The 12037-nt window shown below is 73.4% G+C and carries 8 protein-coding genes and 3 pseudogenes; 8 read left to right on the top strand and 3 right to left on the bottom strand.

What is annotated here, in order from left to right; genetic code table 11:
* Nucleotides 1-3: 3 nt before the first annotated feature.
* The 5 genes and pseudogenes from RBJ65_RS41185 to RBJ65_RS41205 all read left to right on the top strand — a co-directional run bounded on the left by RBJ65_RS41185 (nucleotide 4) and on the right by RBJ65_RS41205 (nucleotide 6891).
* Nucleotides 4-966 (top strand): cobalamin biosynthesis protein, encoded by a 963-nt coding sequence (locus tag RBJ65_RS41185; protein ID WP_306322474.1) that lies wholly within the window; start codon nucleotides 4-6, stop codon nucleotides 964-966.
* Nucleotides 963-2643 (top strand): annotated as a pseudogene (locus tag RBJ65_RS41190) (cobyric acid synthase). Before RBJ65_RS41185 ends, RBJ65_RS41190 begins: the two are co-directional and overlap by 4 nt.
* The gene (locus tag RBJ65_RS41195) at nucleotides 2640-4736 is read left to right on the top strand and encodes a putative cobaltochelatase (RefSeq protein WP_306322476.1); all 2097 of its coding nucleotides are present in this window, start codon (nucleotides 2640-2642) and stop codon (nucleotides 4734-4736) included. Before RBJ65_RS41190 ends, RBJ65_RS41195 begins: the two are co-directional and overlap by 4 nt.
* Complete coding sequence (gene cobO / locus RBJ65_RS41200; protein WP_306322477.1) at nucleotides 4736-5335, top strand: cob(I)yrinic acid a,c-diamide adenosyltransferase; 600 nt, start codon at nucleotides 4736-4738, stop codon at nucleotides 5333-5335. The genes RBJ65_RS41195 and cobO overlap by 1 nt, the downstream gene beginning before the upstream one ends.
* Entirely contained in the window at nucleotides 5332-6891 is a 1560-nt protein-coding gene (locus RBJ65_RS41205) for a cobyrinate a,c-diamide synthase (protein ID WP_306322478.1), read from the top strand. The genes cobO and RBJ65_RS41205 overlap by 4 nt, the downstream gene beginning before the upstream one ends.
* 5 nt (nucleotides 6892-6896) lie before the next feature.
* On the opposite strand, the gene RBJ65_RS41210 is transcribed toward RBJ65_RS41205, so the two are convergent.
* Nucleotides 6897-7628 (bottom strand): ZIP family metal transporter, encoded by a 732-nt coding sequence (locus RBJ65_RS41210; protein ID WP_306322479.1) that lies wholly within the window; start codon nucleotides 7626-7628, stop codon nucleotides 6897-6899.
* A 6-nt stretch (nucleotides 7629-7634) separates the two neighbouring features.
* Between RBJ65_RS41210 and RBJ65_RS41215 the strand changes: the two genes are divergently transcribed.
* The 3 genes and pseudogenes from RBJ65_RS41215 to cobC form a co-directional block, all read left to right on the top strand.
* Entirely contained in the window at nucleotides 7635-8060 is a 426-nt protein-coding gene (locus RBJ65_RS41215) for a cobalamin biosynthesis protein (protein WP_372341406.1), read from the top strand.
* Nucleotides 8061-8290: 230 nt separating this feature from the next.
* Nucleotides 8291-8359 (top strand): annotated as a pseudogene (locus tag RBJ65_RS41220) (hypothetical protein); the annotation flags it as partial.
* Nucleotides 8360-8482: 123 nt separating this feature from the next.
* Nucleotides 8483-9562 (top strand): annotated as a pseudogene (gene cobC, locus RBJ65_RS41225) (Rv2231c family pyridoxal phosphate-dependent protein CobC); the annotation flags it as partial.
* A gap of 219 nt (nucleotides 9563-9781) precedes the next feature.
* Here the strand turns inward: cobC and RBJ65_RS41230 are convergent.
* Nucleotides 9782-10693, bottom strand: coding sequence for an SCO1860 family LAETG-anchored protein (locus RBJ65_RS41230; RefSeq protein ID WP_306322480.1), 912 nt, complete (start codon nucleotides 10691-10693; stop codon nucleotides 9782-9784).
* Between the two features lie 212 nt (nucleotides 10694-10905).
* The gene (locus RBJ65_RS41235) at nucleotides 10906-12000 is read right to left on the bottom strand and encodes an amidohydrolase family protein (RefSeq protein WP_306322481.1); all 1095 of its coding nucleotides are present in this window, start codon (nucleotides 11998-12000) and stop codon (nucleotides 10906-10908) included.
* Nucleotides 12001-12037: the final 37 nt, after the last annotated feature.

The following is a 12037-nucleotide window of genomic DNA, read 5'->3' on the forward strand; positions in this document are numbered from 1 at the left end:
GCCATGTTCGCCCCGCGCGGCGTCTGGCGGCCCGAACGCGTGTATGCGTGCGGTGCCGCTGCCGGAGTGCTCGCCGATCTTCTTCTTGGTGATCCGCGCCGTGGGCATCCCGTCGCCGGATTCGGGCGTACGGCGGCGGCCGTCGAGCGCCGGCTGTGGCGCGACCACCGTGGCGCGGGCGCCCTGCACACCGTGGTGTGTGCCGGTGGCGCCGCCGGACTCGCCGCGGCCGCCACCCTTCTCGTACGCCGCTCCCCCGCCGCCTCCGTCGCGCTGACGGCCGCCGCGACCTGGGCCGCGCTCGGCGGCACCTCGCTCGGCCGCGAGGCACGGAACGTAGGAGCCGCCCTGGAGGCCGGGGACGTGGAGCGGGCGCGGGAGTTGCTGCCGCGGCTGTGCGGGCGGGACCCGCAGGGGCTCGACGCCGACGGGATCGCGCGGGGCGTCGTCGAGTCCGTCGCCGAGAACACCTCCGACGCCGTCGTGGGCGCGCTCGTGTGGGGCGCGGTGGGCGGGGTGCCGGGGCTCGTCGCCTTTCGGGCGGTCAACACCCTCGACGCGATGGTCGGGCACAAGTCCGTGAAGTACCGGCGGTTCGGGTGGGCATCGGCCCGCCTAGACGACGTCGCCGGATGGCCGGGGGCCCGGCTCACCGGTGCCCTCGCCGTGCTCGCCGGTGGCCGTCCGCGGGAGGCGCTGAGTGCGTGGCGGGCGGACGCCGGGCGGCATCCGAGCCCCAACGCCGGTGTCGTCGAGGCCTCGTTCGCGGGCGCGCTCGGGGTGCGGCTCGGCGGGACCCTGGCGTACGGCGGGCGGGTCGAGCACCGGCCGGTGCTGAACGCGCCGGGGCGGGCGGTCGAAGTACGTGATGTGGATCGGGCCGTGCGCTTGTCGCGGCGGGTGTCTCTGCTGGCGTTGGGAGTCTGCGTGGGTGTGCGAGTCGTACGAGCCCGGGGGCGGCGATGACGGGCGGCGGGCTGCTCGTCGCGGGGACCACCTCCGACGCCGGGAAGAGTGTCGTCACCGCCGGGATCTGCCGGTGGCTGGTGCGGCAGGGCGTGAAGGTCGCGCCGTTCAAGGGGCAGAACATGTCCCTCAATTCGTTCGTGACCCGCGAGGGCGCCGAGATCGGGCGGGCGCAGGCCATGCAGGCGCAGGCCGCGCGGGTCGAGCCGAGCGCGCTGATGAATCCGGTGCTGCTGAAGCCGGGGAGCGACAGGAGCAGTCAGGTCGTGCTCATGGGGAAGCCCGTGGGCGAGTTGAGTGCGCGCGGGTATCACGGGGGGCGGCAGGCCGCCTTGCTGGACACCGTCGTCGGGTGTCTGGAGGAGTTGCGGGCCAGTCATGACGCGGTGATCTGTGAAGGGGCCGGGTCGCCCGCCGAGATCAATCTGCGGCGCACCGACATCGTGAACATGGGGCTCGCGCGGGCCGCCCGGCTGCCGGTGCTCGTGGTGGGCGACATCGACCGGGGCGGGGTGTTCGCCTCGTTCTTCGGGACGACCGCGTTGCTCGCGCCGGAGGACCAGGAGTTGCTCGCCGGGTATCTGGTGAACAAGTTCCGGGGGGATGTGAGCCTGCTGGAGCCCGGTCTCGACATGCTCAAGTCGCTTACGGGACGCGCCACTTACGGCGTGCTGCCGTTCCAGCACGGCCTCGGCATCGACGAGGAGGACGGGCTGCGGGTGTCCCTGCGCGGGGCCGTACGCGAGTCCGTCGTGGCGCCGCCGGTGGGCGAGGACGTGCTGCGGGTCGCGGTGTGCGCGGTGCCGCTGATGTCGAACTTCACCGATGTGGACGCGCTGGCCGCCGAGCCGGGTGTCGTCGTGCGGTTCGTGGACCGGGCCGAGGAGTTGGCCGACGCGGATCTGGTGATCGTGCCGGGGACGCGCGGGACCGTGCGGGCCCTTGAGTGGCTGCGTGAGCGTGGGCTCGCGGATGCGCTCGCGCGGCGGGCGGCCGAGGGGCGGCCCGTGCTCGGGATCTGCGGCGGGTTCCAGTTGCTCGGCGAGCGCATCGAGGACGAGGTGGAGTCGCGGGCCGGGGTCGTCGACGGGCTCGGGCTGCTTCCCGTACGAGTGCGGTTCGCGGCGGAGAAGACGCTCGCGCGGCCGGTCGGGGAGGCGCTCGGGGAGTACGTCGAGGGGTACGAGATCCATCACGGGGTGGCCGAGGTGGGGGGCGGAGAGGCGTTCCTGGACGGGTGCCGGGTTGGTTCCGTGTGGGGGACGCATTGGCATGGGTCGCTGGAGGCCGATGGGTTTCGGCGGGCGTTCTTGCGGGTGGTTGCCGGGGCGGCGGGGCGGAGGTTTGTGCCGGCGGCGGATACGTCGTTCGAGGCGTTGCGGGAGGAGCAGCTCGATCGGTTGGGGGATCTGGTCGAGCGGTATGCCGATACGGATGCGTTGTGGCGGTTGATCGAGGGGGGTGCGCCCAGCGGGTTGCCGTTTGTTGCGCCTGGGGCGCCCAGGGCGCCGGGGTGAGAGGTCGCCCCCGCCGTCCCGTCCCGCCCCGTCCCGTCCCGTCCCGTCCCGTCCCCGGGGGCTGTGCCCCCGGACCCCCCTAAAAGATTGCGCCCCGCAGCGGAGCTGCAAAGAGACACAGCCCCGCGCCCCTGAATCGTTGGAGGTACTTTCTCGATGAATGCTCCCTATCCGTTCACTGCCGTTGTCGGGCAGGAGGATTTGCGGCTCGCTCTGTTGTTGAACGCTGTGTCGCCTGCCGTGGGTGGGGTGCTCGTGCGGGGGGAGAAGGGGACCGCGAAGTCCACCGCCGTGCGGGCCCTGTCCGCGCTCATGCCGAGTGTCGACGTCGTGTCCGGGTGCCGGTTCTCGTGTGAGCCGGGGGCCGTGGATCCGCAGTGCCCCGATGGGCCGCACGAGGAGACTCCGGGTGTTCAACGGGACGCCCGGATGGTCGAGTTGCCGGTCGGCGCCTCCGAGGACCGGCTCGTCGGCGCGCTCGACATCGAGCGGGCGCTCGCCGAGGGCGTGAAGGCGTTCGAGCCGGGGCTGCTCGCCGACGCGCATCGCGGGATCCTGTACGTCGACGAGGTCAACCTGCTCCACGATCACCTCGTCGACCTGCTGCTCGATGCCGCCGCCATGGGGGCGTCGTACGTGGAGCGCGAAGGGGTGTCCGTGCGGCATGCCGCGCGTTTCCTGCTCGTCGGGACCATGAACCCCGAAGAGGGCGAGCTGCGGCCGCAGTTGCTCGACCGGTTCGGGCTGACCGTGGAGGTCGCCGCGTCGCGGGAGCCGGAGCAGCGCGTCGAGGTCGTCAAGCGGCGGCTCGCCTACGACGACGACCCCGACGGGTTCGCGGGGCGCTGGGCCGAGGACGAGGCCGAGGTGCGGGCGCGGATCGTCGCCGCGCGCGAGCTGTTGCCCCAAGTGCGGCTCGGTGACCGGGCGTTGACGCAGATCGCGGCGACGTGTGCGGCCTTCGAGGTGGACGGCATGCGCGCCGACATCGTGATGGCGCGGACGGCCACCGCGCTCGCCGCCTGGGCCGGGCGCACCGACGTACTCGCCGAGGACGTACGGCAGGCGGCGCTGCTCGCGCTGCCGCACCGCAGGCGCCGAAACCCCTTTGACGCGCCGGGACTCGACGAGGACAAGCTCGACGAGACGCTGGACGAGTTCGGACCCGAGGACGAGCCGGACCCCGACCCCGACAACGAGCCGGACAACGGGTCGGATCCGGACGACGATCCCGACGGCGGGCCCGACGGTGGCGGTCCCGGTGGTGGTGGCGTGCCGCCGCAGGACGGGCCGCACGACCAGCCCCAGGACGCGCAGGACACTCCGTCCGCCGGTGACGACGACCCCGCCGAATCCCCGGAGGAGCCCGCCGCCGCACCCGCGTCCGCCTCCGGGGCGCCCGAGCAGAAGCCCGTCGCGGCCGGTGAACCCTTTCGTACGAAAATGCTGAGTGTGCCGGGGCTCGGTGAAGGGGCCGCCGGGCGGCGGTCGCGGGCGCGGACCGAGCACGGTCGTACCACCGGGGCCACCCGCCCCCAAGGCGCCCTGACCAAGCTGCACTTGGCCGCCACCGTGCAGGCCGCCGCCCCGCACCAGCGGGCGCGTGGGCGCAGCGGGCGGGGTCTCGTCGTGCGCCGCGACGATCTGCGGCAGGCGACCCGCGAGGGGCGCGAGGGGAACCTCGTCCTGTTCGTGGTCGACGCCTCCGGGTCGATGGCGGCGCGGCAGCGGATGACCGCCGTCAAGGGCGCCGTGCTTTCGCTGCTGCTCGACGCGTACCAGCGGCGCGACAAGGTCGGGCTCGTGACGTTCCGGAAGACGGGGGCGGAGGTCGCCCTGCCGCCCACGTCGAGCGTGGACGCGGCGGCGGCCCGCCTTGAGTCGCTGCCGACCGGTGGGCGCACCCCGCTGGCGGCCGGGCTGCTGAAGGCGCACGAGGTGCTGCGCGTGGAGCGGCTGCGGGATCCGGCGCGGCGGCCGTTGCTGGTCGTCGTGACGGACGGGCGGGCGACCGGTGGGCCCGAGCCCGTGAAGCTGGCGGGGCGTGCGGCCGGGCTGCATGCCGCCGAGGGCACGGCGAGCGTCGTCGTCGACTGCGAGACCGGCATGGTGCGGCTCGGGCTCGCCGGGCAGCTGGCCGGTCAACTCGGCGGCACGGCCGTGTCGTTGGACGAGTTGCGGGCGGACTCGATCGCCGGGCTCGTGAAGGACGTGACCACCGGAACGCAGAACATCACCAGGAGGGCCGCTTAATGCCGCAGGGACAGCCGAGTGTCGTACCGAACGACGGACTGACGACACGTCAGCGCCGCAACCGTCCGCTGGTGTTCGTGCACACGGGCGTCGGCAAGGGCAAGTCGACGGCCGCGTTCGGGCTCGCGCTGCGGGCCTGGAACCAGGGGTGGCCGATCGGGGTGTTCCAGTTCGTCAAGTCGGCGAAGTGGAAGGTCGGCGAGGAGAACGCGCTCAAGACGCTCGGCGCGACCGGCGAGGGCGGCACCGTGGCCTGGCACAAGATGGGCGAGGGCTGGTCGTGGGTGCAGCGCGACGATCAGGCCGACAACGAGGAGAAGGCGCGCGAGGGCTGGGAGCAGGTCAAGCGGGACCTGGCCGCCGAGACGTACAAGCTGTACGTGCTCGACGAGTTCGCCTATCCGATGCACTGGGGCTGGATCGACGTCGATGATGTGGTGGAGACACTGCGGGACCGGCCCGGTCAGCAGCACGTCGTCATCACGGGCCGCAACGCCCCTGAGAAGCTGGTGGAGTTCGCGGATCTCGTCACCGACATGTCGAAGGTGAAGCACCCGATGGACGCGGGTCAGAAGGGCCAGCGGGGCATCGAGTGGTGAGCACGACCGTGGATGTGCCTCGGCTCGTCGTCGCCGCGCCGGCCTCCGGCACCGGCAAGACGACCGTGGCGACGGGGCTGATGGCGGCGTTCGCCGAGCGCGGGGTCGCCGTGTCGCCGCACAAGGTGGGGCCCGACTACATCGACCCCGGGTACCACGCGCTGGCGACGGGGCGCCCGGGGCGGAACCTCGACGCGTACATGTGCGGGCCCGAGCTGGTCGCGCCGCTGTTCGCGCACGGGGCGGACGGGTGTGAACTCGCCGTCGTGGAGGGCGTGATGGGGCTCTTCGACGGGGCGTCGGGGGAAGGTGAGCTGGCGTCCACCGCGCATGTCGCGAAGCTGCTGAAGGCGCCGGTCGTGCTCGTCGTGGACGCCTCGTCGCAGTCGCGGTCCGTCGCGGCGCTGGTGCACGGGTTCGCGTCCTTCGACCCCGAGGTGCGGCTCGCGGGGGTGATCCTCAACAAGGTCGGCTCCGACCGGCACGAGGAGTTGCTCCGCGAGGCGATGGAGGAGGTTGGCGTTCCGGTGTACGGGGCGCTGCGGCGGACGCCTCAAGTGGCGACGCCGGCGCGGCACTTGGGGCTTGTGCCGGTGGCGGAGCGGAGTGCGGGGGCGGTGGATTCTGTGCGGGCCGCTGCCGCGATGGTGCGGGAGGGGTGTGATCTGGAGGGGTTGCTGGGGTTGGCGCGGTCGGCGGCGCCGCTTTTGACGTCGGCGTGGGATCCGCGTGGTCCGGGAGTGTTCGGCGGAGCCGGGGTTGAGGTCGCGGGGCTCTGCCCCGGGCCCCGCTCCTCAATCGCCGGAGGGGCTGAAATTGGCGGAGGCGGGGGTGCGGACGCGGGGCTCCGCCCCGGGCCCCGCTCCTCAAACGCCGGAGGGGCTGAAAATGCCGGAGCCGGGGGTGCGGACGCGGGGCTCCGCGCCTCAAACGCCGGCGGGGCTGGATTTGCCGGGCCCGTCGTCGCGGTGGCTGGTGGGGCTGCGTTCACCTTCTCGTACGCCGAGCACGCGGAGTTGTTGCGGGCGGCGGGGGCGGAGGTCGTGGGGTTTGATCCGTTGCGGGACGAGGGGTTGCCGGAGGGGACCGGGGCGGTGGTGATCGGGGGTGGGTTTCCCGAGGTGTACGCCCCTGAGTTGTCCGCCAATGAGCGGCTGCGCAAGGCCGTGGCCGAGGTGGCGCGGGCCGGGGCTCCGGTCGTCGCCGAGTGTGCGGGGCTGCTCTATCTCGCGCGGTCGCTCGACGGGCAGCCGATGTGCGGGGTGCTCGACGCGGACGCGAAGATGTCGGGGCGGCTCACGCTCGGCTATCGCGACGCCGTGGCCGTCAGCGACAGCGTGCTGGCCCCGGCCGGGGCGCGGCTGCGCGGACACGAGTTCCACCGGACCGTGCTGGAGCCGGGCGCCGGGCCCGCGCCCGCCTGGGGCATGCGGCTTCCGGAGCGGCGCGTCGAGGGCTTCGTACAGGGCGGCGTGCACGCCAGTTATCTGCACACGCACTGGGCGGCGCGGCCGGACATCGCGCGGCGCCTGGTCGAGCGGTGCGGCAGGCCGTGAACCCGTCAGCCCGCGATGCCCACCACGAGCCAGATGAACGCCGCGCCCGCCACCGTGCACAGCAGCGTCGAGCGAGCCGGGTGCTCGTGGTGGGCCTCGGGGAGGATCTCGGCGGCGGCCAGGTACAGCAGCACGCCGCCGAAGAATCCGAGATAGCCGCCGAGCAATTGCTCCGGAATGGTGAACAGGAGCGTCGAAGCGGCGCCCACGACGGGCGCGCAGGCGTCCGCGAACAGCATGATCAGCGCCTTGCGGCGGGCGTTCCCGTACAGCCGGGTGATCGTGTACGTGTTGAAGCCGTCGGCGAAGTCGTGGGCGATCACGGCGAGTGCGACGGCCGCGCCCATGCCGCCGCCGATCTGGAAGGCGGCGCCGATCGCCATGCCGTCCATCAGGCTGTGCCCGACCATCGCGGACGCCGCCGTGAGGCCCACCTCGGGCGCCCGGCCGTTCGCCCCCTCCTCCGCCCCGTGGGCGGCCTGGCGGCGGGCCAGCAGGTGCTCCATGATGTGCGCGCCGAGGAATCCGGCGACGAACAGGAGCAGCGCCGCCGGCACCCCGAACACCTCTCCGCCCGCCGCCTCCAAGGCCTCCGGCAGCAGGTCGAGACCGACGACGCCGAGCATCAGGCCACCGGCGAGGCCGAGCACCAGGTGGCGCCGGTCGGTGACCCGCTGCGCGGTCCAGCCGCCGACCAAGGTCATCACAAAGGCGCTCAGCGCCACGATCACGGCCATGGACCCTTGCTAACCCATCCGGGGGTCTCCCCGCACATCCGGCACCGGGGTGTGGTCGTCGGGGTCGGTGCCCGCGCGGGCGTTCCCGTGGCCGAGGTGCTCGGGCTCGTCCGCCGCGTTCTCGCCGAGGCGGGCGTGGGCGTGGCGGATGTCCTGGCGCTCGCGACGGTCGACACGAAGGGCCGTGAGCCCGGCGTCGTGGCGGCGGCCGAGGCGCTGGGCGTGCCCCTGGAGACGTACGGCGCCGGGCGGCTCGCCGCCGTCCCCGTGCCGCATCCGTCCGCGCGCGCCCGCGACGCCGTGGGCACCCCGTCGGTCGCCGAGGCCGCCGCGCTCGTACGCGGTGGTGAACTGCTCGTCCCGAAGCGGACGTCGACCGGGGCGGGCGGCGGGCCCGGCCGGGTGACGTGTGCGGTGGCGCGGCCCGGGTAGGGACCGCCCGGTTCCGCTCTCCCCGCCCCCCTCCCTTTGACTTCCTGCAAGGAGCCCGACCCATGCACACCCCTCCCCCGGCCCTGCTCGCGGCCTTGCGGCAGCGGCTCGACGACGTTCTGGGCGGCGGCGCCCGCACCCCTCGCGACCGGGCCGATGTGACGGTGCTGCTCGTGGGGCCCGGCTCCGCGGACTCCGCCGCCAACGCCGAACTCGGCGCCGCCGCGCGGATGTTGTGGGAGGGCAGCGGTTACGCGGGGGTGGAACCGGCCTACGTTTCGGGGGCCGCGCCGGACGTGCCCGCCGGGCTCGAACGGTGTGCCGCGCTCGGCGCGCGGCGGATCGTCGTGCTGCCGTACGAGGGTGTGGCGTCGGAGCGGCTTTGGGCGCAGGCCGAGGGGTGGGCGGCGGCGCGTCCGGAGGTGGCGGTGCGGTGCGCGCCCGTACCTGACGTGCCGGATCCGGTCGAGGGGCCCGATCTGCGGCACCACGGTGACGCCGAAGTCCGGGACGACGGCGAGAAGTTGACCGATCTCGCGGTGAACGTGCGCACGGGTACGCCGCCTTCGTGGTTGCGGGAGGAGATCGCCGGGTCGTTGGAGGGGCTCGCGGCGTACCCCGACGGGCGCGCCGCGCGGGCCGCCGTGGCGGCGCACCACGGGGTGCCGGCGGAGCGGGTGCTGCTCACGGCCGGGGCGGCGGAGGCGTTCGTGCTGCTCGCGCGGGCGTTGCGGGTACGCAGGCCCGTCGTCGTACATCCTCAATTCACCGAGCCCGAGGCGGCGTTGGAGGATGCCGGGCACGCGGTGGGGCGGGTGTTGCTCAGGGAGGAGGACGGGTTCCGGCTCGATCCGCGGCTCGTTCCGTACGACGCGGATCTGGTGGTCGTCGGCAACCCGACCAATCCGACGTCGGTGCTGCATCCGGCGGATCAACTGCGGAGGCTGGCGCGGCCGGGGCGGTTCCTGGTGGTCGACGAGGCGTTCATGGACGCGGTGCCGGGTGAGCGGGAGTCGTTGGCCGGGAGGACCGATGTGCCGGGGCTCGTGGTGCTGCGGAGCCTGACGAAGACGTGGGGGCTCGCCGGGTTGCGGGTCGGGTATGTGGTGGCGGAGCCGGAGGTGGTGGCGGCGCTTGAGCGGGCGCAGCCGTTGTGGCCGGTGTCCTCGCCCGCGTTGGTCGCGGCGCGGGCGTGTGTGTCGGCGCGGGGGGTCGCGGAGGCGGCGGACGCGGCGGCCGTGGTGGCGGCTGACCGGGAGCATCTGGTGGGGCTGCTCCACGGGTTGCGCCGCTTCGGGGTCTCGGTGGCCGGGCCTGCGGAGGGGCCGTTCGTGTTGGTGCGGGTGCCGGATGCGGGGGTTGTGCGGGAGCGGTTGCGGGGGGTCGGGTTCGCGGTGCGGCGGGGGGATACGTTTCCGGGGTTGGGGCGGGATTGGGTTCGGGTGGCGGTGCGGGGGCGGGAGACGAGTGAGCGTTTCGCTGCCGCGTTGGCCGGGGTTCTGGGCGGTACCCCTTCGGGTCACCGCGACCATTCCTCCCCTTGCGAGCGACCGGCGGGCCAATCCAGCCCCTGCGGCGAGCGACCAGCGGGCCAATCAAGCCCCTGCGGCGATTGAGCAGCGGGGTCCGGGGCAGCGCCCCGCGACCGTAACCGCCTACAGGGGTGAACGTCCCGGGGCGCTGCCCCGGACCCCGCGCCTCAAACGCCGGCGGGGCTGGAATTACCCCCGGCCCCGGCGGGCCATCGCCACCGCCCCGCCACCCGCGACAAGCAGCACGATCGCCCCACCCGCGATGAACGGAGTGAGTTCGTTGCCGCCCGTTTCGGCGAGGTCCTCCTGCTGTTGCGCGGCGGCGGGCTTTACCGGGGAGGCGGCTCGGTCACCCTGTGGCTTCGGCGCGGCCGCCTTCGGGGTCTCGCACGTGGCCTCGCCGAGCGTGACCTCGCCGTCGACCTCGGCGACGTTGAGGTTCAAGGGGTTGACGTGGACCTTGAGTTGGAGGGCGGAGGCGGCGGCCGTGGTGTCGGTCGTGGAGCGGTTGGAGAGGCCGAGGGTGACCTCGCCGACCTCAGGGACCTTGACGGAGGTCGTACCGCCCGCGGACAGCGTGATCTTCTTGCCGAGGATCGTGACGTCACCGAGCAGGTTCGACTCGGCGACCGGCTTCTCGCCCGCCACGCACACCGCACGGGACGTGACCTGGCCGACCTCGATGAGCGAGAGCAGCGGAAGGCCGGGGGCGTGGACCTTGGCGTGGGCGAGTTCGGTGCGGCCCTCCGCCCGCTCCCCCTCGACCGTGGCCTTGGCCTTGGCCGCGTCTGCGCGCAGCACGCTGAACGGCTGCCCGCCGTCGACCCCGTCCAACTGGGCGGTCAGCGCCGTCTTGTCGGCGCTCTTGGGCGCCCGCACCTCGTTCAGCGAGACCTTGAGCGGGACGTTCACGGTCTTGTTGAGGAGCGATACGTCGAGTCCGGTGCGGAGCACGACGGCGCCGGCCTTGCCGCCGCTGTGCTCGGTGGCCGCCGCGGCCGGGCCCGCGGTCGCGAGCAGCGTGGGGCCGAGGGCGAGCGCGGTGGCGGCGGTGGTCGCGGCGAGGCGGCGGGCGGTTGTGCGCCGGGTGGAGCTGGGCATGGTGGTGGGACCCCCAAGAGAGCAGAAGCGGGACAGCGCGGGACGGGACGGTCCCGCAGGCCAACTGGTCATCGTTGAGGGAATCTTTACGCACTTAGAGTGAACGATCAGCCACCCGTTGCGAGTTCACCCCATTGGGGAGTTTTCGTTCAGGTCTTCGAAACGGCCGGCTCGCGCGTTCCCCCGCTTCGCCTGCGCCCCACCGACGCCATTCACCCCACCACGTTCCCCCGCAGCACGATCCTCCGCGGCGCCGCCAACACCCGTACGTCCTCCCGGGGATCGGCCTCGTACACGACGAGGTCCGCGGACGCGCCCTCCTCAAGACCCGGGCGGCCGAGCCACTCCCGCGCTCCCCACGCCGTCGCCGAGAGCGCCTCGACGGGCGGGATGCCGGCCCGTACCAGTTCCTCGACCTCGCCCGCGACCAGGCCGTGCGCCAGCGAACCGCCCGCGTCCGTGCCCACGTAGACCGGGATTCCGGCGTCGTAGGCATTGCGGACCGTGTCGTAGCGACGGTCGTAGAGGCGGCGCATGTGGGCGGACCAGTCGGGGAACTTGGCCTCGCCGCCCGCCGCGAGGTCCGGGAACGTGGCGATGTTGACGAGGGTCGGGACGATGGCGACGCCGCGCTCCGCGAAGAGGGGGATCGTGTTGTCCGTCAAACCCGTCGCGTGCTCGATGCAGTCGATGCCCGCCTCGACCAGGTCGCGGAGCGAGTCCTCGGCGAAGCAGTGGGCCGTGACGCGGGCGCCGAGGCGGTGGGCCTCCGCGATCGCCGCCTCGACCGCCTCGCGCGGCCAGCAGGCGCTCAGGTCGCCGGTGCCGCGGTCGATCCAGTCGCCGACGAGCTTGACCCAGCCGTCGCCGCGCCGCGCTTCCTGGGCGACGTACGCGACGAGGTCGTCGGGCTCGATCTCGTGGGCGTAGTTGCGGATGTAGCGGCGGGTGCGGGCGATGTGGCGGCCCGCGCGGATGATGCGCGGCAGGTCCTCGCGGTCGTCGATCCAGCGGGTGTCGGACGGGGAGCCCGCGTCGCGGAGCAGGAGCGTCCCGTGGTCGCGGTCGGTGAGGGCCTGCTTCTCGGCGGTCTCGGCGGGGACCGGGCCGTGGGCGTCGAGGCCGACGTGGCAGTGCGCGTCGACCAGGCCGGGGAGTGTCCAGCCCTCGACCGTCGTGATGTCGAGCCCGGCCGTCACCGGCCGCTCGTACGTGATCCGGCCGTCCACCACCCACAGTTCGTCGCGTACGTCATCGGGCCCGGCCAGGACCCGGCCCTTCACGTGCAGTACCCCGCGAAGACTCATACGCGCAGCCTATGAGGCGGTGGGTACGCTCGACACC

The organism is Streptomyces sp. KL109B (assembly GCF_030766935.1).
Lineage (GTDB): Bacteria > Actinomycetota > Actinomycetes > Streptomycetales > Streptomycetaceae > Streptomyces.

Bases quoted from the DNA above. Each gene is read 5' to 3' on its own strand.
- RBJ65_RS41235 (WP_306322481.1), bottom strand. From the start codon at position 12,000: ATGAGTCTTCGCGGGGTACTGCACGTGAAGGGCCGGGTCCTGGCCGGG.
- cobO (WP_306322477.1), top strand. From the start codon at position 4,736: ATGCCGCAGGGACAGCCGAGTGTCGTACCGAACGACGGACTGACGACA.
- RBJ65_RS41195 (WP_306322476.1), top strand. From the start codon at position 2,640: ATGAATGCTCCCTATCCGTTCACTGCCGTTGTCGGGCAGGAGGATTTG.
- RBJ65_RS41210 (WP_306322479.1), bottom strand. From the start codon at position 7,628: ATGGCCGTGATCGTGGCGCTGAGCGCCTTTGTGATGACCTTGGTCGGC.
- RBJ65_RS41185 (WP_306322474.1), top strand. From the start codon at position 4: ATGTTCGCCCCGCGCGGCGTCTGGCGGCCCGAACGCGTGTATGCGTGC.
- RBJ65_RS41230 (WP_306322480.1), bottom strand. From the start codon at position 10,693: ATGCCCAGCTCCACCCGGCGCACAACCGCCCGCCGCCTCGCCGCGACC.